This window comes from Bradyrhizobium sp. LTSP849 (genome assembly GCF_000938255.1).
GTDB lineage: Bacteria > Pseudomonadota > Alphaproteobacteria > Rhizobiales > Xanthobacteraceae > Bradyrhizobium.
The window spans coordinates 62110-82829 of the sequence record NZ_JYMR01000004.1 but is presented as its reverse complement, the minus strand read 5'-3'; the positions used below and the strand labels follow the sequence as shown (position 1 = coordinate 82829).

At 63.9% G+C, this 20720-nt stretch carries 21 protein-coding genes; 11 read left to right on the top strand and 10 right to left on the bottom strand.

Annotation, left to right across the window (positions count from 1 at the left end; translation table 11 throughout):
- Nucleotides 1-45: 45 nt before the first annotated feature.
- The 6 genes from UB31_RS02720 (at nucleotide 46) to UB31_RS02695 (ending at nucleotide 4667) form a co-directional block, all read left to right on the top strand.
- Complete coding sequence (locus UB31_RS02720) at nucleotides 46-345, top strand: putative quinol monooxygenase (protein ID WP_045009718.1); 300 nt, start codon at nucleotides 46-48, stop codon at nucleotides 343-345.
- Between the two features lie 24 nt (nucleotides 346-369).
- On the top strand, nucleotides 370-669 hold the full coding sequence (locus tag UB31_RS02715) for a putative quinol monooxygenase (protein WP_045009717.1): 300 nt from the start codon (nucleotides 370-372) through the stop codon (nucleotides 667-669).
- A gap of 11 nt (nucleotides 670-680) precedes the next feature.
- The gene (locus UB31_RS02710) at nucleotides 681-1307 is read left to right on the top strand and encodes an urease accessory protein UreE (protein WP_045009716.1); all 627 of its coding nucleotides are present in this window, start codon (nucleotides 681-683) and stop codon (nucleotides 1305-1307) included.
- The gene (locus UB31_RS02705) at nucleotides 1288-2016 is read left to right on the top strand and encodes an urease accessory protein UreF (RefSeq protein WP_082078385.1); all 729 of its coding nucleotides are present in this window, start codon (nucleotides 1288-1290) and stop codon (nucleotides 2014-2016) included. The genes UB31_RS02710 and UB31_RS02705 overlap by 20 nt, the downstream gene beginning before the upstream one ends.
- Nucleotides 2017-2077: 61 nt before the next feature.
- Complete coding sequence (ureG, locus tag UB31_RS02700; protein ID WP_045009715.1) at nucleotides 2078-2701, top strand: urease accessory protein UreG; 624 nt, start codon at nucleotides 2078-2080, stop codon at nucleotides 2699-2701.
- A 310-nt stretch (nucleotides 2702-3011) separates the two neighbouring features.
- The gene (locus tag UB31_RS02695) at nucleotides 3012-4667 is read left to right on the top strand and encodes a CHASE domain-containing protein (RefSeq protein WP_045009714.1); all 1656 of its coding nucleotides are present in this window, start codon (nucleotides 3012-3014) and stop codon (nucleotides 4665-4667) included.
- Nucleotides 4668-4684: 17 nt separating this feature from the next.
- Here the strand turns inward: UB31_RS02695 and UB31_RS02690 are convergent, their stop codons facing one another.
- From UB31_RS02690 to UB31_RS02665, 6 genes are all read right to left on the bottom strand, one after another.
- Nucleotides 4685-5044 (bottom strand): RidA family protein, encoded by a 360-nt coding sequence (locus UB31_RS02690; RefSeq protein ID WP_045009713.1) that lies wholly within the window; start codon nucleotides 5042-5044, stop codon nucleotides 4685-4687.
- A gap of 59 nt (nucleotides 5045-5103) precedes the next feature.
- A complete protein-coding gene (locus UB31_RS02685; RefSeq protein ID WP_045009712.1) occupies nucleotides 5104-5712 on the bottom strand; it encodes a TetR/AcrR family transcriptional regulator in 609 nt (202 codons plus the stop codon).
- 105 nt (nucleotides 5713-5817) lie between these two features.
- Nucleotides 5818-6960: an OpgC domain-containing protein gene (locus tag UB31_RS02680; RefSeq protein ID WP_045009711.1), complete on the bottom strand. Its 1143-nt coding sequence runs from the start codon at nucleotides 6958-6960 to the stop codon at nucleotides 5818-5820.
- 187 nt (nucleotides 6961-7147) lie between these two features.
- Nucleotides 7148-7603, bottom strand: a complete 456-nt coding sequence (locus UB31_RS02675; protein ID WP_045009710.1) for a hypothetical protein — start codon at nucleotides 7601-7603, stop codon at nucleotides 7148-7150.
- An 80-nt stretch (nucleotides 7604-7683) separates the two neighbouring features.
- Complete coding sequence (locus tag UB31_RS02670) at nucleotides 7684-8055, bottom strand: ElaB/YgaM/YqjD family protein (protein WP_045002528.1); 372 nt, start codon at nucleotides 8053-8055, stop codon at nucleotides 7684-7686.
- Nucleotides 8056-8131: 76 nt separating this feature from the next.
- Entirely contained in the window at nucleotides 8132-9244 is a 1113-nt protein-coding gene (locus UB31_RS02665; RefSeq protein WP_045002529.1) for an AI-2E family transporter, read from the bottom strand.
- Between the two features lie 208 nt (nucleotides 9245-9452).
- On the opposite strand from UB31_RS02665, the gene UB31_RS02660 reads away from it, so the two are divergent.
- From UB31_RS02660 to UB31_RS42450, 4 genes are all read left to right on the top strand, one after another.
- On the top strand, nucleotides 9453-10235 hold the full coding sequence (locus UB31_RS02660; RefSeq protein ID WP_045009709.1) for a L,D-transpeptidase: 783 nt from the start codon (nucleotides 9453-9455) through the stop codon (nucleotides 10233-10235).
- A gap of 18 nt (nucleotides 10236-10253) precedes the next feature.
- Nucleotides 10254-10919, top strand: coding sequence for a DUF2865 domain-containing protein (locus UB31_RS02655; protein ID WP_045009708.1), 666 nt, complete (start codon nucleotides 10254-10256; stop codon nucleotides 10917-10919).
- 259 nt (nucleotides 10920-11178) lie between these two features.
- Nucleotides 11179-11835 carry a hypothetical protein gene (locus UB31_RS42455; RefSeq protein ID WP_245305938.1) on the top strand — a complete coding sequence of 219 codons (657 nt, stop codon included), beginning with the start codon at nucleotides 11179-11181 and terminating at the stop codon, nucleotides 11833-11835.
- Complete coding sequence (locus UB31_RS42450) at nucleotides 11750-12469, top strand: transposase (protein ID WP_245305937.1); 720 nt, start codon at nucleotides 11750-11752, stop codon at nucleotides 12467-12469. The genes UB31_RS42455 and UB31_RS42450 overlap by 86 nt, the downstream gene beginning before the upstream one ends.
- Nucleotides 12470-12610: 141 nt before the next feature.
- Here the strand turns inward: UB31_RS42450 and UB31_RS02645 are convergent, their stop codons facing one another.
- Nucleotides 12611-14704: a methyl-accepting chemotaxis protein gene (locus UB31_RS02645; RefSeq protein ID WP_045009707.1), complete on the bottom strand. Its 2094-nt coding sequence runs from the start codon at nucleotides 14702-14704 to the stop codon at nucleotides 12611-12613.
- Nucleotides 14705-14976: 272 nt separating this feature from the next.
- Here UB31_RS02645 and UB31_RS41155 point away from each other — a divergent pair, with 272 nt between their 5' ends.
- The gene (locus tag UB31_RS41155) at nucleotides 14977-15132 is read left to right on the top strand and encodes a Thivi_2564 family membrane protein (protein WP_084292245.1); all 156 of its coding nucleotides are present in this window, start codon (nucleotides 14977-14979) and stop codon (nucleotides 15130-15132) included.
- 88 nt (nucleotides 15133-15220) lie between these two features.
- On the opposite strand, the gene UB31_RS02640 is transcribed toward UB31_RS41155, so the two are convergent.
- The 3 genes from UB31_RS02640 to cysD form a co-directional block, all read right to left on the bottom strand.
- Complete coding sequence (locus UB31_RS02640) at nucleotides 15221-17386, bottom strand: malate synthase G (protein WP_045009706.1); 2166 nt, start codon at nucleotides 17384-17386, stop codon at nucleotides 15221-15223.
- A gap of 406 nt (nucleotides 17387-17792) precedes the next feature.
- The gene (gene cysC, locus UB31_RS02635; RefSeq protein WP_045009705.1) at nucleotides 17793-19730 is read right to left on the bottom strand and encodes an adenylyl-sulfate kinase; all 1938 of its coding nucleotides are present in this window, start codon (nucleotides 19728-19730) and stop codon (nucleotides 17793-17795) included.
- Between the two features lie 20 nt (nucleotides 19731-19750).
- Complete coding sequence (gene cysD, locus UB31_RS02630; protein ID WP_045009704.1) at nucleotides 19751-20545, bottom strand: sulfate adenylyltransferase subunit CysD; 795 nt, start codon at nucleotides 20543-20545, stop codon at nucleotides 19751-19753.
- Nucleotides 20546-20720: the final 175 nt, after the last annotated feature.

Here is a 20720-nt window from a genome sequence, read left to right as displayed (position 1 = left end):
CCCGCCCGGTATCTTGACCCAGAAGAAAAGCCGGGAGGATTTCTCGTGATCTACGTCGTTGCCACCTTGACCATCAAGCCCGAGACGCGCGCCGAATTCATTGCAGCCGCCACCGCCTGCATCAAGGAGACGCGCAAGGAGCCCGGCAATATCGCCTACGACCTGCATGAGAGCGTCACCGATCCCACCAAGATGGTGTTCGTCGAGCAGTGGGAGAATGCCGAGGCACTGGTGCCGCATCGCGGCCAGGAGCACATGAAGACGTTCGGCCGCGTCGCGGTGAAGTGCTTTACGGCACCGCCGAAGATCGAAGTGATCACGCCCGAGAGGGTCGACGTTCGCTAACAAGAACAACAGGGAATAACCCTCATGATCTATGTCATCGCCACCACGCTCATGAAGCCGGAAAACAAGGACGACTTCATCAAGGGGCATAAGGCCTGCACCGCCGAGACTCTGAAGGAGAAGGGTTGCCTCACCTATGACGGCAATGTCAGCGTCAACAACCCCAATCAGTACGTGGTGGTCGAGCGTTGGGAAACCCGCGAGGATCTCAACGCCCACGGCAAAGCGCCGCACATGAAGGTGTGGCGTGAATATTCGGCGCAGATGAAGACGGCGCCGACGGTGATCGAGATCATCAGCGACGGCAAGGTCGAGAAGCTCTGAGGATATAGCGCATGATCCGGGCGACGCAGGTCAAGGGGCAGCACCGCTTCACGGAAACGCCGGCGGATACGATCGTGCTCGATTTCGACGATCGGCACCGACGCCGCATGGCGATGACGGGGACGCGGGGGCTCGAATTCCTGCTCGACCTGGAAAACGCCGTCGCGCTGCGCGGCGGCGACGCACTGGTGCTGGAGGATGGCCGGCTGGTCGAAGTGGTCGCGGCGCCCGAGCCGCTGCTCGAGATCCGCGGCCACGATCCGCACCACCTCATCCGCGTCGCCTGGCATCTCGGCAATCGTCATCTGCCGACGCAGCTCATGGCCAAGGGCCTGCGCATCCGCCGCGACCACGTCATCGAGGCCATGGTGAAGGGGCTCGGCGCGCGCGTGATCGAGATCGAGGCGCCGTTCGATCCCGAAGGCGGGGCTTATGCCGACGCGGGCCACGCGCACGGCCACGATGAGCATGCGCATCACGATCACGGGCATGATCACCACGATCATGGCCACCACCATGATCATCACGGCCATGATCATGCGGCGCATGACCATGGCCACGATCATCATCACCGCGACGAGCATTGTGACCACCCCGACCATCATCACGGCCACAACCATGCTCATGACCACAAATGAGCTGGCCAGTGCCGGCGACCTCGCCGCGCGCGAGGCGGCGGCGCTGTACCGGCTGATGACCTGGTTGTCGCCGGCGTTCCCCGTCGGCGGCTTCTCCTATTCCAGCGGCATCGAATGGGCGGTCGAGGCGGGCGACATTGTCGATACGGCAACGCTCGCCGATTGGCTCGATGCGATGCTCGGAGACGGTTCCGGGTTTTGCGATGCGACCTTCCTGGTCCATGCCTATCGTGCCGCCGAGGTGGGGGAGGACGCTGTTCTGCGCGAGATCGCCGAGCTTGCGGCGGCCTTCGTGCCGTCGCGCGAGCGGCAGCTCGAGATCACCTCGCAGGGGCGCGCTTTCATCGACATCACTCGCGCCGCATGGGATGCCGACGGCCTGGATGCCATGGTCGCGGCATGCAGCACGCCACTGGTCTACCCTGTTGCCGTCGGCGTGGTCGCGGCGATGCATGGCGTGCCACTGGTGCCGACACTGCATGCCTTCCTGCACGCGCTGGTCTCGAACTGGATCTCGGCGGCGAGCCGGCTCGTTCCGCTCGGCCAGACCGACAGCCAGCGTGTTCTGGTAAGGCTGGAGGCTGCCGTCGCCACGACCGCACATCGTGCACTGGTTGCGACACTGGACGATCTCGGCAGCGCAACCTTTCGCGCCGACCTCGCCAGCCTGCGGCATGAGACGCAATATACGCGGCTGTTTCGCTCGTGAACGGTACGGGATCTAACTTACCGTCGTCCCGGCCTTCGCCGGGACGACATTAGGAGAGAGCATGTCGAAATCTCACGGCCCCTTGCGTGTCGGCGTCGGTGGTCCGGTCGGATCGGGCAAGACCGCGCTGATGGACCTGCTCTGCAAGACCATGCGCGATCGCTACGACATCGCGGCGATCACCAATGACATCTACACCAAATGGGATGCGGAATTCCTGGTGCGTTCGGGCTCGCTGACGCCGGACCGCATCGCCGGCGTCGAGACCGGCGGCTGCCCGCACACAGCGATCCGGGAGGACGCTTCGATGAACCTCGCCGCGGTGGCCGACATGCGCGCGAAATTTCCAGGGCTCGACCTCGTGCTGATCGAGTCCGGTGGTGACAATCTCGCTGCCACTTTTTCCCCCGAGCTCGCCGACCTCACCATCTACGTCATCGACGTGGCGGCCGGCGACAAGATCCCGTCCAAGGGCGGCCCCGGCATCACCCGGTCCGACCTTCTGATCATCAACAAGATCGACCTCGCGCCCCATGTCGGGGCGTCGCTGGAGAAGATGGAGACGGATGCCAAGCGGATGCGGGGCGAACGTCCCTTCGTCATGACCAACCTGAAGAAGAGCGAGGGGCTCGACCGCATCGTCGGCTTCATCGAGGCCAAAGGCGGGCTGAAACGTGCGGATTGAAACACGCGAGCTGACGGGCGCGGCGACATAGCGCAGGCGTTGTCCGCCGTTAACTTGTGGGGCAAAGCCCGCCTGCGGAACAAATTTTGGACACGGCGATTATCTACCTCCGGTGCCCGGAGCAATCTGTCCTGGCCTGACAATCGGCCGGACGAATTAAGCTTTTTGGGCAACCCAAGTTGCGTATAGATGCCTCCTCCTTCATTATCTCCGCCACTGGGGTCCACCCTGTTTCGGCACATGGCCGTTCGAGCGGCGTTAATATGCTCCGTATTTATTGCAGACCTCCTGCTTCCGCCTGAGTAGTCGCGTGGTCCGGCTGGGTTTCATCATCGGCTTTATCGCTCTCCTCGGGGCCTTGCTCTCCGGGCTTGCGGCCTATCGCGTCCACGACCAGGAGCTGGCGCTGGACCGGATTGCGCTTGCGCGGGCGATCGACGTTCATGCGAGCCTTGTCCAGGACAGGTCGACCGAACGTGAGCTGCTGGCGCGTGTCGCCTCAGGCCTGTTCCGCGCGCCGTCGGTGCTGAAGCCCAATATGCTGGAGCCGCTGCGCTCGGCGATCTACGCCTTCAAAACCGATTTCGTGGTGGCTGGCTGGGTCGCCCGGCTTCAGCCGAACGAACTGGTTGCAGCGCAGGCCGCGATCGCGGCGGCCGGCTTCCCGAAATCGCAGATCCGCGACTACAATGACAAGCCGATCGATCCGGCGAGCCTCACTCAGCCGATCGACGTGCTGATGGATCTCGAGCCGCGCAGCGACGAGACCAAGTCGCTGCCCGGCCGCAGCTACGACCAGGACCAGGTGCGAAGTGCGATGCTGGCCCGTGCCAGGATCGAGAAGCGGTCGGTTGCCTCCGACCCGGTTCCGCTCCTGCGCGAGAATGGGCCGATTGGCGTCATCGTCGCTGCCCCCGTCATTCCAGAGGGGGCAACGGAGCCGGTCGGCTTCATCACTTTTTCCTACGAGCTCGCCTCGCTGATGCTGACCAATGACGATCTGTCGTTGTTCTCGGTCGCGCTCAAGGACCCGCGCAAGGAGGGTAGTGAGCTCATTGCCAACGATCAGGGCGTCGTCTCGACCCGCATGACCGCGACGGACGGGCCGGCGCCTTCGGCGACGCGAACCGTGAGCTTCGGCGGGCGCGACTGGCAGCTCGGCTATTACGCGAAGACCAATTCCGCGCGCCGCGCCGAGCAGACTGCGATCATCGTGGCGGCGATCGGTTTCGCCATCACCGCGATGGTGTGCGGCCTGTTCGGTTACGTCGCCTACAACAACTTAAGGCTCAGCCGCGAAATCCAGGTGCGCATCGGCTTCGAGCGGCGGTTGACGGCGGTGATCGACGAGCTGAATCATCGTGTGAAGAACATCCTCGCGGTGATCCAGTCGATCGTGACGCGCACGCTGCGTCACGGCTCGGACATCGACGTCGCGCGCGAACTCCTGATCGGCCGCATCCACGCCATGTCCAACGTGGTTTCGCTGCTCAGCGAAAGTCAGTGGCAGGGCGTCAAGCTGAAAGGCCTGTTCGAGGCGCGCGCGATTCCCCATGCCGATCGCATCGCCGTCAGCGGCCCGGACATCGCGGTCAGCGCGCGCGCTGCGCAGAGCCTGTCGCTGCTGTTCTTCGAGCTCGCCTCGCATTCCGACGAAGGCCTGTCGCTGGTGGGCAAGCACCCGCATATCACCGCGAACTGGACGGTGACCGGGGAAGCCCCCGAGGTCTTCCAGTTCCGCTGGGAGGAGTTCAACACCAGCGAGGCGACGCGCCGCCCGGATTCCGATTTCGGCCTGATCCTGCTCGACCGCGTCGCGCCCGAAGCGCTCGGCGGCACCGCCAAGCGCTACTTCACCGATGTCTCCTATGTCTATGAGCTGACTGCGCCGATGGATACGGTCGTTGACATGACCGAGCGCGACCGCACGGAAAAGCTTTCGCAGCCGGTGAAGCCGGCGCGGTAGACACCTCGACTTGCGCTTCAGGTAGCGGTCGGCCGAGCCGCGATTGCTGTCATCTCGAGTTTGACGCCCGGACCGAGATCGGCCACGCCGACGACGGCGCGCGCCGGCAGATGAGCTTCCGCGAAGTGCGCCTTCCAGGCCGCATTGAATGCGGCCTTCTCGCTCAGATTCGTGACGAAGATGGTCACCTGCAATACGCTGGTCAGGTCGGACCCAAGAGTCTTCAGGAGTTGCGACAGCTGGCCAAGTACATCGTTTGCCTGGCCAGACATGTCGACGCTCGTGTCCTCGGCGACGATTCCGCCGATGTAGAGCACGCCTCCATGCTCGACCACTTCGTGGAGCAGCCCTGCGTATGGCGAGATTCGTTTGATCATGATGAGACTGATGCTCCTGTGGGAATCGGGGCGGACGTCGAGCGCATTCAGCTACCGGCCTAGCCCTTCGGCCGCAACACCAGGTCGACCAGATTGCGCGCGTAAGCAGGCGTGATCGGCTCGATGCCGAAGACGTAGCGATAGAACAGGCTGCCATAGATCGCGTCGTAGAGATCCTCCGCCGGCCCCTCGGCTAGTATGCTGCCGTCCTTTTGACCCGTGGCGATCATCTCCACCAGCGCGTCGCGGCGGAATTGCAGATAGCGCGTGTAGAACAGCTCGGCCGAGCCCGTCTTGGAGATGCATTCGGAGATGACGGCGAGCTGTACCTTGCCGAACTCGCCTTGCAAGGCCTCGGCATAGGCCGCGGCATGGCGACGCGCGCGCGCCACCGGCGTGCCGGCGCTCACAGGCGGCAGCGGCAGCATTTGCGCAGCGTGATGGAGAAAGGCGTCGATCAGCAACGCCTCCCGCGACGGCCACCATTTGTAGATCGTCATCTTGGAGACGCTGGAGTGGCGCGCGACGGCATCGATGGTGGTGGCGGCGAGGCCGGTCGCGGCCATCAGCGCATAGGCGCTTTCGAGGATGGCGTTGGTGGTCTCGATCGAGCGTGGTCGGCCGCGCCGGGGTGCGCTCTCGGCCGCATCACTCGTGCCTTTCGCCATGACCAAGCGGGTCTCCTTGCGGGGAGCCGCCATTGCTGCGGCCGCTCCGCCCCGCATAGCGCAGCTGCGGCGTCCGGCCTAGTGGAATCGCGTGAACTGACCCGGCTAAGCCCGCTGACGCAAGGCCGCCGGCTCGTCCTGCCGCTTCGACCAGGAGATGTAATAGGCGACCGCCGTCATTGCCGCGAAGCCGGCCAGGCTCACCCCAATCTGCATCACGACCAGATTGGCTCCCGTGATCAGGATCAGATGGCCGGCGAAGGACAGGAAGACGCCGACGCAGAACACGGCAAGCCACTCCTCACCGCACTTGATCACCATCTGAAGCGGCTTCAATTGCAGGCCAGGATGGTCGGCCGGAATGAGATGCGTCGCGAGGAAGGCGAGCGCGAGGAAGTGGATCACGCGATAGGGCGCGAGGTTTTCCTTGTCGGTCGGCGAGATGTTGTTGAGCACGATATCCGGCAGGTAGGCCGACAGCGCCGGCGAATGGCGCATCAGCGTGATGCCCATCGCGAACACGAGATAGGCGCCCGCAAGTACCCGCAGCCAGCGCATGCCGTGCAGCGCGCGGCCGGACGCGCCGGTCACGGCGAACCAGCCGCCCAGCACCATCAGCATCTGCCAGCAGAACGGATTGAAGGTCCATTCCTGGTCCGGATAGGTCCGGAAACCCCACTCGAACCAGCGTGCCGCGAAATAGAACGCGATGGACAGCGCCAGCGTCAGGTTTGGCCGTCGCAACAGCCCCCACAGCGCCAGCGGAAAGAACGCCATCAGTGGGATCATCAGTTGCAGCAGATCGAGGTTCAGCGGCTCTTCCTGGAGCACGAGGCCGCGGACCAGAATGCGCAGCGGATGTTCGAGTATCCCGGAGATGTTGTAGTCACTGATGATCTCCGGTGCCATCGATTGCGAGGCGACATAGGCGATGGTGTCGATATAGATCACGAACAGCACGACATAGGCGGCATAGAGCCGCCAGACGCGGCGGAAGATGCGCGTCGCCGCGACGACATAGCCGCGCTCCAGCGCCATCCTGCCGTGGATGACGGCGACGCCATAGCCCACCACGAACACGAACAGATCGGCGGCACCGCTGAAGCCGAAGTTTCGCAGCGTCAGCAGATTCACGACATTGTTCGGGATGTGGTCGACGAAGATCGACCAGTTGGCGATGCCGAGCGTCAAATAGAGCCTGGCGTCGTGATGGAATGCAGCGAGGTTCGCTTTGACGGACGGTTTCATCTCGGAAAATGGCTTTTGGAATCAGGGCGCTGCTTTTAGCGGCAACCACCTGCCTATCCGAGTAGCGTTTGCGTGAATAGGGACGGATTTACTGCGGCTGATGAAAAATTGCGCAAACTCCGCCGTCGAATTTCAACGAGCCTGCTCTCCCGGTCTGCGGCGCAACTTTCTTAACGCGGTCTCATCGCTACTCGGCCGGTTCGGCCGAAGCCTCATCCGATGTGCCGGCGCGGCTTGCCATGATCCCGAGCGCGACGCCGCCGATCGCCAGGATCGGCAGCAGCCGTTTGACGCCGACCGCGCGGACGATCTGGAGTGCTGTGGCGAGCAGCATGGGGTCGGCGAGCATGCTTTGTGCCGTCGACTTGGCCGCACGCTCGGCGGTGATCCGGGCGCGCTTCCGCATCTCCCGCTTGTAGCCCCAATAGCTCCCCGCAGCAGTGAGCGTCAGCAGGAAGAAGATGGCGGCGCCGGCGAGGCAGGCCTGCACCGGGCCATATTTCTCCAGGACGGAGATGAAGGCGGCTGCGCAGAGGAAGCATGTGGTGATGAAGAGCGCGAACGCGGCGCCCGCGGCGAGCGACGTCAGACGGACCGTCGTGCCGGTCGAGGCGCTGATGCCGTCGATGATGCGCTGAAACATGGACTTGCTCCTCAAAATCCCCACAAGCCAATCACGGCGGCGCTGGAGGCCGCCGTGATCTCAAGACCCCGTCGCGCGGCCTACCGACGCCAGACCGCGCCGATCAGGAAGCCGATGCCGAGCGCGATGCCGACGGTCGCGAGCGGCCGCTGCGTGATCGCGTCTTCCAGCGTCTCTTCGATCGAGCCGTAAGCGTCCTGCGCCGCGCCCATCATCGCGCTGCCGCGATCCGACATGTCATCGAGCGTCGAATCCATGTTTTCGCGCGCCTGCTTGTAGCCACGCCGGGCTTGCTTGCCCGTCGCGTTTGCAAACGTGTTGAGCGCGTCGGTGATCTGGTCGGTGAGGGCGGCGATATCGTTTTTCACGGCTGCTACATCCTTCTCGAGGCGTTCTGCGGTGGCTTTTTCGGTCCAGTCTCTCATTCTGGCTTCGCCGTCGGTTATTGACATTACAGGCTCCGAACTGTTGGCGGTGAGATGAGCGGAAAACGTTTCGTTGTGACGGAAGTTCCGTCGTCGAAACCCCTTACCCCTGCGGAAGCTGCGGCGAATCCGCCGGCGCGAGATGCTCCTTCAGGATCAGCGCAACGATCAGGAGCGGCGACGACAGGAATGCGCCCATCGGTCCCCACAGCCAGGTCCAGAACGCGAGAGCGATGAATACGGCGAGCGCGTTCAGCGACAGCCTGCGGCCGATGATGGTCGGCGTGACAAAGTGTCCTTCCAGGAAAGTTACGCCGCCGAAGGCGAGTGCCGTCACCAGGCCGCCGCCGATGGTGGGGAAGGCGACCAGCCCAACCACGGCCAGCACGGCAAACATCGCCACCGGCCCGATGATCGGGATGAAGTTGAGCGCGGCCGCAAGCGCGCCGAGTCCGGCCGCATTTGGCATGCCGGTGATCGCGCAGACGATGCCGGTAGCGATGCCGACGCCGACATTGATGACGGTGACGGTCAGGAGGTAGTTGCCGAGGTGAACCTCGATCTCGTTGAGGATTCGAAGCGTGCGCAGTCGCGCATCGCGATCGCTGAAATTCATGATCATCGCGCGCCGAAGATCGCGCCAGCTCGCGATGAAAAGGATCAGGGTGGCGAAGAACAGCAGGAATTCGGCGAAGGTCGGCGACAGGAATTCCAGCGTCGGTTGCACCCAATCGAATTTCGGCAAGGGGACGCTCGGCAGCCCCTCGGAGCCGCCGACCATGGTTTGCAGCTCCTTCCACAGCGCCAGCGGCCGGTCGAAGACATGCGCCTTCTCCTTCAACTGCGCGCCCAGCTCCGGCAGCCGCGAGCTCCACTCCATTGCGGGCACGGTAATCAGCGCGACGACGAACGCGACAACCGTTGTCACCGCGATTACGATCAGCACGGCGCCGAGGGCGCGAGGCACGTGCCGCCGCTCCAGAAAGCTCGCGGCCGGAGACAGCATGGTGCCGGCAACGATGGCCATCACGACCGGGAGGAAGAACGCCTTGGCGGCATAGAGTACCGCGACAATGGCGATCAGGAGCAGGCCGGCGAGGGCAAAGGCGACGAACTCGGTTCGGCGGATCACCGGCGGCAGCTCGCCGTGGCTATCGGGGAGCGGTGTGCCTTCGTTCTTGCCGGGCATCAGACGTTCAGAGGGAAGGACGCGCACAATAGCTCTCCCCGCACGGAGGTGTCCGGGCGCCCATTGGTGATCGGAAAACGCCCGGGGGCTGTTACGGTTCCATCGCGGCTTCGTGAAGTTAAGCTCGCTTGACTGTGACGTCATTGCCGCAGAGGACGATGGAACTTGAGTCGGTTCTGCTGCGTTTGTTGGGAAGCCGCATCACTGAAGATGCAGACATTCCACGGGGCAGCACATGACAAAGTTCTCTGAAGCCCATCGCCGCTTCTCGCCGCGCGCCGTCGCCGCTTTTGCCTTTGCGACAGCTTTGCTGACGGTGCCGTTCGCAGCACAGGCCCAGACGCTCGGCTATGCGCCGATGCAGCCGCAGGGGTATCCGCAGGACCAGACCTATTCGCAGGGCTACACAAGCGAGGCGCCGCAGGCCGCCGACGACGATGCCGCGCTGCCAGATCGGCTGCGCCGACAGATCGTCAGCTTCGATCGCAGCGAGCCGGCCGGCACCATCGTCATCGATACCGCCAACACCTATCTCTTCTATGTGCTCGGCCAGGGCCGTGCCATCCGCTACGGTGTCGGCGTTGGCCGTCAGGGCTTTACCTGGGCGGGCGTGCAGAGCATCACCCGCAAGGCGGAATGGCCGGACTGGCATCCGCCGGCCGAGATGATCGCCCGCCAGCCCTATCTGCCGCGCTTCGTCGCCGGCGGCCCCGGCAATCCGCTCGGCGCGCGCGCGATGTATCTCGGCTCCAGCGAATACCGCATCCACGGCACAAACGATCCCACCACGATCGGCAAGTTCGTCTCCTCCGGCTGCATCCGCCTGACCAATGAGGACGTCACCGACCTGTTCAGCCGGGTCAATATCGGCGCCAAGGTCGTGGTGCTGCCGAAGAATGCGCCCTTAATGGCGCGAGATGGAGACAAGGGGAGTGATTCCTGGCGCAAGCGCCCGGCCGTGACGACGCTGCCTTCGGGGCGGCAGGCGCTGAATATCTCGACGTCGGCAGTGAACTAAGAGTTGAGTGAGGTTCACATGGCTAAACGTTCGATCAGAAAACTCGCCCGCAGTGCGGCGGCGGTCTTCGCCGTCGCCTCTCTTGGCCTCTCTCTTGGCCTCGCGCTGACCCCGTCGGCGCATGCGGAGGATTTCTTCTCGGCATTGTTCGGCGGCTTCCGTGGGCGGCCCGCTCCGGAGATTCGTATGCCGTTCTCCAACGACGATATGCCGCGCTATGACGCCCCGCGCCAGCGCGCGGCCTATGGCGGCGGCACGGCCTATTGCGTGCGCGGTTGCGACGGCCGCTATTTCCCGGCGCAGGGCGCTGATGCCGAGAGCAAGGCGCAATCCTGCAAGAGCTTCTGCCCGACTTCGGAAACGTCACTGGTGTATGGCAGCAATATCGACAACGCCTCGACCGAGGCCGGAAAATCCTATTCCGATCTGCCTAACGCTTTCCGCTACCGCAACGAGATCGTTGCCGGTTGCACTTGCAACGGCAAGGATTCGACCGGGCTAGCGCCGGTGAAGGCGGAGGACGATCCCACCTTGCGCAAGGGCGACATCGTCGCAGGCAACGACGGCTTGGTAGTCGCCAACCGAAATGCCAATGACCGTCGTGGCATCGCGATGAATTTCTCGCCGCTGCCGGAGTCCGTGCGCGCCAAGTTCCGCCAGCTGCCGGTGGTGGCGAAGGAGTAGCGCGGCAGCGTGTGTGAAGCGATGCCGGCGCCTCAATCTCCGCCGTCGTCCCGGCGCAGGCCCTAGGGCATGCACATATCTGGTGCGACGGATTGACTCGGGTCGCGGGTAAGGGGTTCCAGAATCGGGAATCCGTGTGATCTCTATTGCGGCACTTCTGATCGGATCGAGGTGCCGCCATGTTGTCACGAATTGACTGGACGCTAGGCCGGTTCGGGGATCGTCGTCTCGATAAAGGGGGGCGGCGCTTGTCGGACGCATGGTTGCTGGCAAGAATGTCTGCCTGCGGCAGCTTTCCAGAGGTGACCGTAATCTGGAGGTGCGGTTCAACCGCTTTCTCGGTCATGACAAGGTGACAGCGGAGCGGATCATCGAAAGCTGGAGTGAAAGCACGGTTGCAGCCGTCGAGGGCCGCCACGTTTTGGCGATCCAGGACACCAGTGAGATCCACTTCAACACCACACCGCAACGTCGTCGCGGGCTTGGGGAGATCGGCAAGGGCAATAACCACGGTGTGCTGCTGCACCCGTTGCTGGCGGTGGATGCGGACAATGGCATCTGCCTGGGACTTCTGAGCGGCGAAGTGTGGACGCGTGAGGGCCGTCGGACCGTCTCGCATGACAGCCGCGAGCTGTCGGACAAGGAATCGCAGCGCTGGACTGCCACCGCCCTTGCGGCCAAGCCGCTGCTTGCGAAAGCCGCAAGAGTGACCCTGCTTGGTGACCGCGAGAGTGACATCTTTGCCCTTTATGCCAGCGCGGCCGAGCAAGGCTATCACGTGATCGCCCGCAGCATGCATGATCGCAAGCTGGCCGACATGGCGGGTTTGTATGCGGCCATCGACGCTATGGTGGCGATGGAGCGTCGTACGATCCAATTGCCTCCGAGAGCGCAGCGGCCGGCACGTCAGGCTTAACCTTGAACTTCGCTTTGGTGCAATCGAACTGGCTCGACCGCAAAGCAAGTTCCTGCGCCATTTGCCGAAAAGCTTACATCTGGCCGTCATTGATGTCCGCGAGATCAACGCCGGCTCCGACGTCGAACCGCTGCATTGGTGTCTTCTCACCTCTCACGGGGTCGCCGGTGCAGACGACGCCTGGCGTATCGTCGAATGGTACAAGCAGCGCTGGATCATCGAGCAGTTCTTCCGTGTCCTCAAGACACAAGGCCTCAAGCTCGAAGACAGCCAAATTGGGACCGCTGACCGGCTCCTGAAACTGGTCGCCATCGCTGCCAAAGCGGCTGTGATCACCATCCAGCTCCTGCAAGCGCGTGACGGTAGACCGCAGTCCATCCATATCGCCTTCAACACCAGCGAGATGGCCACGCTGACTGCCCTGAACCAGCAGTACGAAGCCAAAAGTAAGCGGCTGAAGAATCCGCATCCGCCTGACAGCCTGGCCTGGGCCGCCTGGATCATCGGCCGCCTCGGTGGCTGGGATGGCTATCCATCTTCCAGGCCGCCAGGTCCCATCACCTTCAGCAATGGTCTCCAATACTTCCATGCCCTCGCAGCCGGATGGAGCCTTAGAGATGTGTGCATGCCCTAGGGCCTTCGCCGGGACCCATACCGCGTGATCTATCGAGGGATGGCGGTCTTGGCAGCGAAGAAGGCGTAATCCGCCAAACTTCTCCCTGTGGTTATGGGTCCCGGCCTGCTCCGGGACGACACGGAGGTTGTAGCGCCAGCGTTACGCCGCGCGGATCTTGCCGAGGAAGTCGCTGACCTCGTGACCGAGCTGGCGGCTCTGCGTCTCCAGCAGCTCGGAGGCGTGCTTCACGTTTTCAGCGGAGGCGGCTGCGGCATCGGCGTCGGCCTTGACGCCGGTAATGTTGTCCGAGACGTTCTTGGTGCCCTGCGCCGCGTATTGCGTGCTGCGGGTGATCTCCTGGGTCGCTGCGCCCTGCTCCTGCACGGCGGCGGCAATTGCGGTGGCGACCTCGTTGACCTCGCCGATGATGCCGCCGATGGTCTGGATCGCATTGATGGCGTCGCCCGCGACCTTCTGGATGTCGGCGATCTGCTCGGAGATCTCCTCGGTCGCCTTCGCCGTCTGGCTCGCCAGCGACTTCACCTCGGAGGCGACCACGGCAAAGCCGCGGCCGGCCTCACCGGCGCGTGCGGCCTCGATCGTGGCGTTGAGCGCGAGTAGATTGGTCTGCTGCGCGATGGTGTTGATGAGGCCGACGACCTCGCCGATACGGCCGGCGGACTTGGCCAGTCCCTGCACGGTGCCATCGGTCTCGCGCGCCTGGGTGACGGCGCGGCCGGCGATGCCAGCGGCGTGCGCGGCCTGCTGGCTGATGTCGTTGATCGAGGCGCTGAGCTCTTCGGCGGCGGCGGCGACACTGTCGACGCTCATCGAGGCGTCATTGGACGCCTTGCCGGCGACCTGGACGCGGTCGTTGGTCTGCCGCGACACGGCCGACAGATCGACCGAGGTCTTGCGCATTGCGCCGGAGGCATCGCTCAATTCGCCGAGCGTCTTGCGTACCGCGCCCTCGAACTCTCCGACATAGGCTTCGACTGCGCGCTGGCGTGTGGCGGCGCCGGCATTGCGCTCGCGCTCGTGCTCCTCGATCTCGAGCTTGTCGATGGCTTGCTGCTTGAAGGTCTCCAGCGCGCCGGCGAGCGCGCCGATCTCGTCCTTGCGGTCGAGATAGCCGCTGTCGACGGCAAGATCGCCGCCAGCAACCTTCAGCATCGCGTCGCGGATGGTGTTGAGCGGGTGGATGACGCGGCGGCTGACCAGCATGATTGCGCCGACCGCGAGCCCGATGGCGAGCGCCAACAGCACGAGTTGCGCGGTCAGTGCGCGTTGCGCAGCGCCGCGCTGCTCCACTGTGTGGGCTCTCGCAGCATCGAGGGCGCCTTCAGCAACCGCGACCGCGCTTCCCATGCGGCCGACCGTGAGCGGGCTCCACTGGTTCGCCGTCATCTCGGGCTTCTCGCCCTTGACCAGCGCATCCGCGAGGCGGTCGCGCAGAGCCAGATATTGCGGTTCGAAATAGGCAGTCTTGGCGGCGGCCATGGCCGAGGCGAGCGCCGGCGGCAACTGCATGCCCGAGGTCGACAAGTCCAGTGCCTTCCACATCGCGGCGGTGCCGCCGACATATTGGGTATAGGCGTAACGGCCCTCCGGCGTGATCTTGCCGGCGGCAAGCCCGTTGGCGACGATCAGCGAGGCTTCGCCGGCGGTGTTGCGGAGCAGCCAGGCGTTCTGCTTGATCGATAGCAGCTGGTCGATCTCGGCGTCCTGGTGGTTGACGGTGGCGGCCAGCGTGTTCGACAGCTTATCGAGCACGTCGAGCAGGCCTTGCGTCGTGTCCATGTATTCCTTCGGCAGGCCCGCGCGGCGCTGGTCCTTGGGCTTGGCGACCTCCTCCCAGAACTGCTTCTGCTCCTCGATCAGCAACTTGTTGAGGCGCGCAAGCTCCGGCACCATCGTGCCCGATTGCGGGAAGTCCATGGTCGGCAACAGCTCGAGCGCACGTGCCATTGCCGGCATCTGGGCGTCGCGGAGCGCACGCAGATACTTTTCGATTTCGGGGTCGAGCGGGTCGGTCGCGTTCAGGAGCCGCGTGGTGGTCGAGCGGTCGGTGCGCAGGTTGTGCATTGCCTTGAACAGATCGGCGGAGGCGTCGGCGATATGCGAGATGCGGTTGGTGGTCTTGAGGCGATCCCAGGACTCGTAGGCGGTGAGCGAGAGCGCGATCACCACGCAGATCGATGTGATCGCAATCACCGCCTTCAGGAGCGCGGACACGGTCAGACGATTCAACATCGAAATCCCCCAATTCCCATTCTCAAAGGTCGCAAACGGCGCCCGGCAACATCAGAAAACAGGGGGGCGCGACAGCATCGGCAATTGCATACCGTTCGCGGCTGGCGAGATACGGTTTAGGCATCTGAAACGAAAAGGGTAAAGTTTTAGGCAGCCAGCCTGCTGGTAGAAGTACGCATTTACTAGAAGTTGCAATGGGTTGCCCGAATGGAACCGACGCGAGCAACAGGCGTTAGGATACCGTTAGCAATTTGCCTGAAGGGGGCCCTGCAATGTTGGTCGGCGTACTCGTCACCTTTCTCGTCATCATCCTCGTGCTCTATCTCATCAACATGCTGCCGATGGACGGCCGCGCCAAGCAGATCGCGCGCGTCGTCGTCATCATCATCGGCATCGTGTCTCTGCTGAAATATCTCGCGGTGTTTTAGCGGGCGCGGACGGATCCCCAAACAAAAAAGCCCCGGCGTGAGCCGGGGCTTTCGGTGTTTGTATGACCGGCCTCAGCCCGCCGCCTTCTTAGCCAAGTGCTTTGGCCTCGCGGCGGCGCGCGGTGAGGATGTATTCGGTGTAGCCGTTTGGCTGCTCGCGGCCCTTGAAGATGAGATCGCTGGCCGCCTTGAAGGCGACGCCGTCGAATGACGGCGCCATCGGCTTGTAGATGGCGTCGCCCGCATTCTGCTTGTCGACGACGACGGCCATGCGCTTCAGCGATTCCATTACTTGTGCTTCGGTGATGACGCCCTGGTGCAGCCAGTTGGCGAGATGCTGGCTGGAGATGCGCAAGGTGGCGCGGTCTTCCATCAGGCCGACATCGTGGATGTCGGGCACCTTGGAGCAGCCGACGCCCTGGTCGATCCAGCGCACGACATAGCCCAGAATGCCCTGGCAGTTGTTGTCGATCTCCTGCTTGACGTCGTCCGGCGCCCAGTTCGACTTCGATACCGGAATGGTGAGGATGTCGGAGAGCTTTGCGCGCGGACCGCCCTTGGTCAGCTCCTGCTGGCGTGCGGTGACGTTGACTTGGTGGTAGTGCAGCGCGTGCAGCGTCGCCGCGGTCGGCGACGGCACCCAGGCGGTGGTGGCGCCGGCCTGCGGATGCGCGAGCTTCTGCGTTAGCATGTCCGCCATCTTGTCGGGGGCGGCCCACATGCCCTTGCCGATCTGGGCGTGGCCGGGCAGGCCGTCGATCAGGCCCATGTCGACGTTCCAGTCCTCATAGGCCTTGATCCAGGCCTGCGCCTTCATCTCGTTCTTGCGGATCATCGGACCCGCTTCCATCGAGGTGTGGATCTCGTCGCCGGTGCGGTCGAGGAAGCCGGTGTTGATGAACATGATACGCTTGGAGGCGCGCTGGATGCAGGCCTTGAGGTTGACGGTGGTGCGCCGCTCCTCGTCCATGATGCCGACCTTGAGTGTGTTCTCAGGCAGCGACAGCATCTTCTCGACATGGTCGAAGATCTCGCAGGTCAGCGACACCTCGTCGGGGCCATGCATCTTCGGCTTGACGATATAGGCAGATCCGGTGCGGCTGTTCTTGGTCTTCGAGTTGCCTTTCAAGTCGTGGATGGCAAGAAGCCCCGAGACGGCGGCATCGAGCAGGCCTTCGGGAATTTCCTCGCCCTTCTCGTCCAGCACCGCGTCGGTGAACATGTGGTGACCGCAATTGCGCATCAGCAGCAGGCTACGGCCGTGCAGCTTGACCTCGCCCTTGCCGTCCGGTGTCTTGTAGCTGCGGTCGGTGTTGAGCGAACGGGTCAGCGTCTTGCCACCTTTCTCGAAATCGGCCGACAGCGTGCCGTTCATCAGGCCTAGCGTGTTGCGATAGACCAGCACCTTGTCTTCGGCATCGACGGCGGCAACCGAATCCTCCATGTCGAGGATGGTCGACACGGCAGATTCCATGATCATGTCTGCGACACCGGCCGGATCGTCCTTGCCGATCACGCTGTTGCGGTCGATCTTGACCTCGACATGCAGGCCGTTGTTGCCGAGCAGCACCGCGGAAGGTGCCGTTGCATCGCCTTGGAAGCCCGCGAAATGCGCGGCGTTCTTCAGCGCGGTGGCATTGCCGCTCTTCAGCTTCACCGCGAGCTGGCCCGCGACCACGCTATAGGCCGTGACGTCGGTGTGGCTGCCGGTCGCGAGCGGCACGGCGGCATCGAGGAACGCCTTGGCCTTGGCGATCACCTTGTCGCCGCGCGCCTTGTTGTAACCCTTGCCGCTCTCGGAAGGATCGTGCGGGATCGCGTCGGTGCCGTAGAAGGCGTCGTAGAGCGAGCCCCAGCGCGCATTCGCCGCGTTCAGTGCATAGCGCGCATTGGTCAGGGGGACGACGAGCTGTGGGCCGCAGATCTTGCCGATCTCCTCGTCCACATCGGTGGTCTCGACCTTCTGCGTCGCGGGCTCCGGGACGAGATAGCCGATCTCCTTCAGGAAGGCTGTATAGACATTGAGGTCGAACGCCTTGCCCTTGTTGGCGCGGTGCCAATCGTCGATCTTGGCCTGGAGCGTGTCACGGACGGCGAGCAGTGCGCGGTTCTTCGGCCCCAGCTCCTTGATGATGCCGGCAAGCCCGGCCCAGAACGCATCCGGCGCGATCCCCGTTTTCGGGGCCGCTTCCTTGGCGATGAAATCGAACAGGACGGGGGCGATCTTCAATCCGTGGGCGTCGACGCGTTTCATGATGGTCTTTCTTGTTGGAAATGGCTGTTTTTGGCTGCTTTTGACCCGACAGCAGCAAAATGCGCCCACAGGGAGCGGCTTTCGGGGCCTTATTAGCCCCAAAATCGGGGCGGTGAGAAGGCCCCTAAAGGTCTGTCAAAATGTCAAGGCGAGGTGGGGACCTGGCTCGTTCGCACGATCGAGCCCGGCTCGGCGCCACGCGCTCAACTGTGCTCCCTCCCCCCTTGCGGGGGAGGGCGGGGGAGAGGGGTAGCCCAGGAAGAGGTGTGTATGAATTCGACGGAGCGGAATGCTGTTGTCGATGGAGAGAGTCCCCGTGTGGACCCCTCTCCCTAGCCCTCCCCCGCAAGGGGGGAGGGAACGCACCACATGTGTGGTGGCTGTGCGCCAACCAACGAGAGTGCCCTCAAATATTCGCCGCGAGGTCCACGACCTCGTCGAACAGTACGCCGGTCGCCTTCAGCATCTGCTCGATGTCGTCCGCCGCATCTGCGACGGTCCGCGTCGACGTATCGATCACGAGCTCGGCCGCCTCCGGCTTCTCGTAGTCGTTGCCGATGCCTGTGAAAGAGGCAAGCGCACCGGCGCGGGCCTTTTTGTAGTGGCCCTTGGGATCGCGCTCCTCGCAGATGTCGGCCGGCGTCGCGACATGGATCTCGCGGAATGCGGTATCCGCGATGCGGCGCGCGGTAGCGCGGTCCTCGCGGGCGGGCGAGACCGCGGCGACGATGGCGATATGGCCGTTGCGCGCGAGATGCGTCGCGACTTCCGCGAGGCGGCGGATGTTCTCGCTGCGATCATGCGCGGTGAAGCCGAGGTCGCTGTTGAGCCCCGCGCGCACCGTGTCGCCGTCGAGCAGGATCGGCGAGCCGCCATTGGTGAACAGCCGCCGTTCCAAAGCCTTGGCCAGCGTCGACTTGCCGGAGGCCGGCAGGCCGGTGAGCCAGACCACCGCGCCATTGTGCTGGTAGCGCGCGGAGCGCTCGTCGGGACGAAGCGCCGATTCCACCGGCACGATGTCGACCGGCACGGCACGCTGGCCGGCATCGACCGACAGCACCAGGCCACCGCCGGCGATGCGCCCGGACACCTCAATGACGAGGCGCCCGGTGCGCGGATTGTCGGTGTAGGGATCGGTCGCGATCGGATTGGACAGCGAGATATCGATCTCGCCGACATGGTTGCGGCCGATCGCCTTGTTCTCGATGCTCGAGAGTTCGCCGGGGTCGACGGCCTTCTCGATCGCAACGACGGTGGCGCGGCTTTCCTTCGGCCCGCAGCGCACCAGCAGCTGGTCGCCCTGGGCGAGCGGCTTGTCGTGCAGCCAGAAGATGCGCGCGCGCAGCCGCCGCGTCTCGCGCGGCGCGGCATTGGCATGCGCGATGATGTCGCCGCGCTCGATGAAGAGTTCGCGGTCGAGTGTGATGCCGACCGAGCGGCCCGCGCCTTGACGGCCCGCGACCGGCGTCACCGGCCAGCTCTCGACCGTCTTGATCTTGGCGATCTTGCCGGCGGGCATGATCACGATCTCATCGCCGGCAATCAGGCTGCCGGATTCGATGCGGCCCGCGACGATGCGGCGGTCGTCGAATTTGTAGATCGCCTGCACCGGCAGGCGCAGCGCCAGCGCTTCGAGCGGGCGCGCCGGCTCGAGGGCGTCGAGCGCCTCGACCACGGTCGGGCCCTTGTACCAGCCGATCCGGTCGGTGCGCTCGGCGACGCCGTCGCCGTCGCGGGCGGAGATCGGGATCACGGCCGTGGGCGTCACGCCGAGGCCTAGCAGATGCGCCGAGATCTCGTCGCTGATCTCCTTGAAACGATTGGCGGAGAAGTCGACGCGGTCCATCTTGTTGACGACAACAGCGACCTGCTTCACGCCAAGCAGATGCAGGAGATAGCCGTGCCGCCGGGTCTGGTCGCGCACGCCTTCGAGCGCGTCGATGATCAGCACCGCGCCGTCGGCCTGCGAAGCGCCTGTGATCATGTTGCGCAGGAATTCGGCGTGGCCCGGCGCGTCGATCAGGACGATGTCGCGCGAATTGGTGCGGAAGCGGATCTGCGTGGTGTCGATGGTGATGCCCTGGTCGCGCTCGGTCTGGAGCGCGTCGAGCAGGAACGACCATTCGAACGGCATGCCGCGCCGCGCGCTGACGGCCTTCAGCATCTCGAGCTTGCCGTCGGGCAGGCTGCCGGTCTCGTGCAACAGGCGGCCGACCAGCGTCGACTTGCCGTGATCGACATGGCCGACGATGACGATCCGCACTTGCGGTCGCGTCGTGCCATTTGGCATCGAATTGGTGCCGTTCGGGGTCGCAGGCGAAGCGGGGGTGACGATCATGTTCATGGCCGCGGTGCGTCCTAAGGTCAGAGATAGCCGGCGACGCGCAGGCGCTCGAAGGCGTCCTCGGTCTCGTGGTCGAGCGCGCGGCCGGCGCGCTCCGGCACCTTGGTCTGCTCGAGCTCGATCAGGATCTCGTCGATGTTCGACGCGGTCGAATTCACCGGGTTGGTGATGTCCTGATCGCCCAGCGAGCGGTAGCGCTTGCCCTTCTGGGACAGATAGAGCGGGATGATCGGGATGTTCTCGCGCTTGGTGTAGGCCCAGATGTCGGCCTCGGTCCAATGCAGGATCGGGTGGATGCGCAAATGCGCGCCTTGCGGCGGCGACGCGTTGAAATGATCCCAGAACTCCGGCGGCTGGTCGCGCACGTCCCAATTGCCTTCCAGGCCACGCGGCGAGAACACGCGCTCCTTGGCGCGGGTGGCTTCTTCGTCGCGGCGGATGCCGGCGATCAGGCCGTCAAAGCCGTATTTGCCGAGTGCCATCTTGAGCCCTTCGGTCTTGCGCGCGGCGGAACGGGCGGCCGGCGGCAGCGTTGGGTCGACGGCATCGATCGGCGGGCAGGGCTCGACGCGCAGGTCGAGATCCCATTCCTTGCCGTAATGATCGCGGAAGCGATACATCTCGGGAAACTTTTTGCCGGTGTCGACATGGAGAGCCGGGAATGGCAGGCGGCCGAAGAACGCTTTCCGCGCCAGCCAGATCATGACGTTGGAGTCCTTGCCGAGCGACCACAACAGGGCGATCTTCTTCAGGCGGCCGAAGGCTTCGCGGAAGATATAGATGCTCTGCGCCTCGAGCTGGTCGAGATGGTCCATACTGGGCGCGGTTGGTTCGACCGAAATATGCTGGGAAACGGGAGTCGCGGAGCCCAGTCGATCTGCGCCGGAATCAGTGCTGAGAAGATGCATCTCTGCCACTTTGCGTTTGGAGGCGAAAATTCTATAGTTGCGGTGCAGAAGAGAAGAAAAAATTTTCTCTTTGCGCACTCAT

What these genes read in the sequence shown, in the direction of transcription:
- UB31_RS02715 (WP_045009717.1), top strand. Translation starts at nt 370, where the DNA reads ATGATCTATGTCATCGCCACCACGCTCATGAAGCCGGAAAACAAGGAC.
- UB31_RS02710 (WP_045009716.1), top strand. Translation starts at nt 681, where the DNA reads ATGATCCGGGCGACGCAGGTCAAGGGGCAGCACCGCTTCACGGAAACG.
- UB31_RS02705 (WP_082078385.1), top strand. Translation starts at nt 1,288, where the DNA reads ATGCTCATGACCACAAATGAGCTGGCCAGTGCCGGCGACCTCGCCGCG.
- ureG (WP_045009715.1), top strand. Translation starts at nt 2,078, where the DNA reads ATGTCGAAATCTCACGGCCCCTTGCGTGTCGGCGTCGGTGGTCCGGTC.
- UB31_RS02690 (WP_045009713.1), bottom strand. Translation starts at nt 5,044, where the DNA reads ATGATCAAACGAATCTCGCCATACGCAGGGCTGCTCCACGAAGTGGTC.
- UB31_RS02685 (WP_045009712.1), bottom strand. Translation starts at nt 5,712, where the DNA reads ATGGCGAAAGGCACGAGTGATGCGGCCGAGAGCGCACCCCGGCGCGGC.
- UB31_RS02680 (WP_045009711.1), bottom strand. Translation starts at nt 6,960, where the DNA reads ATGAAACCGTCCGTCAAAGCGAACCTCGCTGCATTCCATCACGACGCC.
- UB31_RS02675 (WP_045009710.1), bottom strand. Translation starts at nt 7,603, where the DNA reads ATGTTTCAGCGCATCATCGACGGCATCAGCGCCTCGACCGGCACGACG.
- UB31_RS02670 (WP_045002528.1), bottom strand. Translation starts at nt 8,055, where the DNA reads ATGTCAATAACCGACGGCGAAGCCAGAATGAGAGACTGGACCGAAAAA.
- UB31_RS02660 (WP_045009709.1), top strand. Translation starts at nt 9,453, where the DNA reads ATGACAAAGTTCTCTGAAGCCCATCGCCGCTTCTCGCCGCGCGCCGTC.
- UB31_RS02655 (WP_045009708.1), top strand. Translation starts at nt 10,254, where the DNA reads ATGGCTAAACGTTCGATCAGAAAACTCGCCCGCAGTGCGGCGGCGGTC.
- UB31_RS42455 (WP_245305938.1), top strand. Translation starts at nt 11,179, where the DNA reads ATGGTTGCTGGCAAGAATGTCTGCCTGCGGCAGCTTTCCAGAGGTGAC.
- UB31_RS42450 (WP_245305937.1), top strand. Translation starts at nt 11,750, where the DNA reads ATGCGGCCATCGACGCTATGGTGGCGATGGAGCGTCGTACGATCCAAT.
- UB31_RS02645 (WP_045009707.1), bottom strand. Translation starts at nt 14,704, where the DNA reads ATGTTGAATCGTCTGACCGTGTCCGCGCTCCTGAAGGCGGTGATTGCG.
- UB31_RS41155 (WP_084292245.1), top strand. Translation starts at nt 14,977, where the DNA reads ATGTTGGTCGGCGTACTCGTCACCTTTCTCGTCATCATCCTCGTGCTC.
- UB31_RS02640 (WP_045009706.1), bottom strand. Translation starts at nt 17,386, where the DNA reads ATGAAACGCGTCGACGCCCACGGATTGAAGATCGCCCCCGTCCTGTTC.
- cysC (WP_045009705.1), bottom strand. Translation starts at nt 19,730, where the DNA reads ATGAACATGATCGTCACCCCCGCTTCGCCTGCGACCCCGAACGGCACC.
- cysD (WP_045009704.1), bottom strand. Translation starts at nt 20,545, where the DNA reads ATGGACCATCTCGACCAGCTCGAGGCGCAGAGCATCTATATCTTCCGC.